Source organism: Oscillatoria sp. HE19RPO (genome assembly GCF_024220515.1).
Classification (GTDB): domain Bacteria; phylum Cyanobacteriota; class Cyanobacteriia; order Cyanobacteriales; family Laspinemataceae; genus Laspinema.
In genome coordinates, this window is record NZ_JAMXOT010000126.1 from 1 (window position 1) to 4,158 (window position 4,158).

At 49.8% G+C, this 4,158-nt stretch carries 2 protein-coding genes; one reads left to right on the top strand and one right to left on the bottom strand.

All coding sequences use genetic code 11. From position 1 onward, the window contains the following. Nucleotides 1–307 precede the first annotated feature (307 nt). A complete protein-coding gene (locus NG833_RS12085) occupies nt 308–1,840 on the bottom strand; it encodes a SagB/ThcOx family dehydrogenase (RefSeq protein WP_254565540.1) in 1,533 nt (510 codons plus the stop codon). Between the two features lie 715 nt (nt 1,841–2,555). Between NG833_RS12085 and NG833_RS12090 the strand changes: the two genes are divergently transcribed. Further along, on the top strand, nt 2,556–4,001 hold the full coding sequence (locus NG833_RS12090) for a hypothetical protein (RefSeq protein WP_254565541.1): 1,446 nt from the start codon (nt 2,556–2,558) through the stop codon (nt 3,999–4,001). Nucleotides 4,002–4,158 lie beyond the last annotated feature (157 nt).

Genomic DNA, 4,158 nt, shown 5'->3' on the forward strand with positions numbered 1-4,158 from the left:
AAATGTGGATAAGAAACCCGGTTTCTAGCCCTCACCATTAACTCTCAAGCTCAAGAAACCGGGTTTCTGCCTCAACTTCTGCAAAGAAGCAAAAATGTGGATAAGAAACCCGGTTTCTAGCCCTCACCATTAACTCTCAAACTCAAGAAACCGGGTTTCTGCCTCAACTTCTGCAAAGAAGCAAAAATGTGGATAAGAAACCCGGTTTCTGACCCTCACCGTTAACTCTCAAGCTCGTGCGATCGCCCAAGAAGAACCCCACCCTAACCCGGACCTTGCCAAGGGGAGGGGACCGGAAGTAAGGGAGTTATCGAGGTTTGCCGAGGGTGGTGATATACAGGACTGCTTCATCCGCAGGAATGCCGAGGACTTCATTCACGCGATCGTCAAAAAATCCTCCGATGCCACTGACTCCTAATCCCATATAAATCGCTCCCAAATTGAGCCGTTGTCCCAGATGTCCCGCATCCAGGTGCAAGTACCGATAAACCCGATCGCCATATTTTGCGATCGCCTTCTTTAAATCTGCCGTATGAAACACCAACGCCGAAGCATCTCGTCCCAAATCCTGACCCAAACAGAGATAATGCAATTCCCGACGGAAATTTTTAAACCGCACTTGCCGCAGTTCCTCCGCTTTTGGTGCGTAATAATAACAGCCTTCATCTAAACCCGTCACCGATGAAACGGCAATAAAGGTTTGAATATCCTCTAAATCAAAAAAGTCGGGAAAAGCATCCAAATTCTGATAGGTGTAATGTTCTGAATGATAGGTAAAATCCAACAATGCCTTCAATTCATCAAAGGACAACGGTGCCCCGGAATAGGCCCGAGTTGAACGCCGTTTCAGAATCGTGTTTTCCAGACCTTCTAAATTCGTTCGCCAATCAATTGGGCGGGTTTTGGTTGAGACTTTACTACAGAAGGGGAAGTTATATTTATCCTCCTCGGATTCTTCCTGATCGCTGAGAGACCATCCCCCAATTCCGGTCTTGTCTGAGTTGATTTTGGTCACTTCATGGCAGTATCCCAGCAATTCTCCATCGGGAATTGTGGGATAGTCCGTCTGGGTATCCGAAGGTAAGGCGGTGCGATATTTCGGCAGGTTTTGGTCGATATCTAGCAAATCCGCCAGGGGGATAAAGGTAATCAAAGATTCCTGGGTGGGGTCGAGATAAAGCAACTCATTGAGTGCATCATCATGAAATCCGGCGATCGGGTGAGGTCGATAGTCGGTTAAGGATGCCGCGAGTTCGAGATTGCCCAGCAGATGCCCGGTATCCAGAAAGATCCGGCGATAGGCGCGGTCTTGGTAACGCCAAGCGGACCGAAAGAACACTGCACTGGTGGCGATCGCCAGTTTAGTATGTTCTAAGGCCGGATGCCAAAAGGTAGCCGCTTGTAAGGCGGGCCAGACATCGCTATCCCAAAATCGAATTAATGAATGATTGCGGGCTTGATAATTATACAAACCTGGAGGTAATTGGGGGGTGCCCTTGGAGATTAAGTACAGTTCTGCCGGGTACAGTCCTCCGGCAGAAGGGGCAGATCTTAAATAGATTTGACTTCCGGTCATGGTTGCCAGCTTCGCGGTTAAACCATAGGTGCAAAATAGCAACCGCGAAAGTCGGTTCAACCCCTTGCGGGCGACATCTTTGCCCCCCTCGGGTCCTTTTTTGAGATAGGGTTTAAGGTCAATGGTGGCCCCGATTTTATATTCTTTGAAAGGGACCGGCTGATTTTCCCAATCCAGTTGATGACTTTTGGCCCCTAGGGTATCCGGATCGTATTTGGTGCGATCGTGATAATGCTGGGCGATCGAGAGTGGCAGTTCTGACATAAGTTTGCGTCAAGGTGGAGGAACATTCTTCATTTCATCCTCGATCTTGACATCCCTGAGTCCCAAATTTGCTGAACTCTCGATAAACCTCCCGGGTTAAAGAGGCCAGTTCCCTTTCCCTGTCAGCGGTTACAGGGTTTTTTTCTCCCCTGTGGCAGATTTTCGGCTACAGATTAAAATTATGATAGCGAGGTTACAGTTTGGCCCAATTCTCTCTAGAATTAAGTGGAAATACTCCATCACCAAACTGATGCAGTTTTTCCCAGTCCCACCCCCAGAGGAAGTGAAGCAAAACCCCCCCCATCTCCCTTACAAGATTAGGTTTTTTACGCTTAAGAGCACCTCCGGTTCCCTCCCCTTGGCAAGGGGAGGGTTAGGGTGGGGTTCTTCTGACGTGGGTTGCGCCACGTCACACACTCATGAGAGGCGAGATGGCCTGTAGTTAGGCTGGTCCAACCTCTTTCTTCGTAACGTGGCGGTAAGCGGAGCTATCCCGTAGGGAATCGCCACGTCACGAGAACCCTCCACCCACTCATTCTTCCTGACGTGGCGATCGCCACGTCAGGAGGACCCCACCCTAACCCTCCCCTTGCCAAGGGGAGGGGACCGGAGGTGCACTTAATTGTGAGGCAAATCCCCCTGAACGTAAAAAACCTACTCTTGTAAGCCCCCATCTCCCCCGTCTCCCCCATCCCCCCTATCTCCCCTAAAAAACATGGGCACGCGCTGGCTATTAGAATGGTGCTGTCTGGCAATTGTAGTTATGGTCCCTGGGTCTTGGTGGATTTATCGATCCATAGAACCGAAACCCTTTGCCTTACCGAAATCCGCAAAAAATGAACCTTGGGCCGTCCAAAGTGGGCTAAAAATTGCTAAATTGCGCGATCGCATTCCAACGGTGGATCGCGTGGTCCTCGTTCCCGATGAGGCGACCTTTCTGTTCGCCATTCGCCAATGGAGTCTCCAGGGTCGCTGGCCGATTTTAATTGAAGATACTCAATATACAAAGCTATTTCTCGATCGCTTCCAACCCCAGGAAGTGATTCGCTTACCTGCAGTGAATACGCCCTTACCCACGGGTTTGGCGTTGCGACAAGGGATGCAGAATGCGGTTGCTGACGCCTGGGAGGCCCCGAATCGCTTTTCTCTGTACAGTCAATGGGACAATTTGGGATGGGAACCCCCAGGAACAGTGGTCACCTCGGCAACAGACCCCGCATGGCCTGCAGCAGTGGCTTTAGCTAGCGATCGCGGTCAGCCTTTGGTGTTTTTAGAAGGGAATTTCGGACAAGTTAATGAACGGTTAGACTTAGCTACTTGGACAGGTTTGAAAACCCAAATAGAAACCCTGGTCAAAGGGACTGGATATGCCTACGATACCCTGGGAGATGCGATCGATACTGTGACTTTGGTCAAAGAATTAGCGGTTAAATATGAATCTCCTGAAAATGCCAAGGTAGATTTAGCCGTCACCGATGGATTAGGACGCCATGAAACCGGCGATCGCTGGGCAGCAGTCGGCTGGATTTATGGAACTCCCGCCCGGGCGGTGTATCAAGCCATGTCCGCTATCTTTATTGATGCTGAAACTGCCCTATTTTATGATAGTTATCCCAGAGAAGAACCTTGGATTCAATATGAAATGAACCAAGCGGCGGTTTTGGTCTCTGAAATTGGGCTGAATGTTCAAGTCATTCAACGACCCCAAGCGACGGTCCAAAGCTGGCAACAATTGGGGGAAACAGACCTAAATTTTGATACAATTTGGGTGAATTCTAAAGGAATGTCTACCGTATTTGCAGCAGGAGGAGGAGGAGATGCTTCGGTAGAGGATATTCCGCAACTGAAATACCCGGCGATCGTGCATTTTATTCACAGTTGGTCCGCCACCACTCCAGGCGATCGCAATACCCTCGCGGGTCGCTGGTTAGAAAATGGTGCATATTTATATGTAGGCAGCGTCCATGAACCGTACTTAAATGCCTTTATACCCCCCACCCTCCTCGCCCGACGCCTCAAACGAACCACCCCCTTCCTAATCGCCGCCCGTCAACTCGACTCCCCCCCCTGGAAAATCACCACCATCGGCGACCCCCTAGCCATCATTTCTAAACCCAGGACCCGTCTCAATCCCACTCAACTCCCCCTCCCTAATCCTTAATTTGTGGTGACCCATATATACCCATGTAGAGGCGATTCGAGAATCGCCCGAATTAGACAATAATTGGGAGTAAACCATACCCTCATACCCATGTAGAGGCGATTCGAGAATCGCCCGAATTAGACAATAATTGGGAGTAAACCATACCCTCATACCC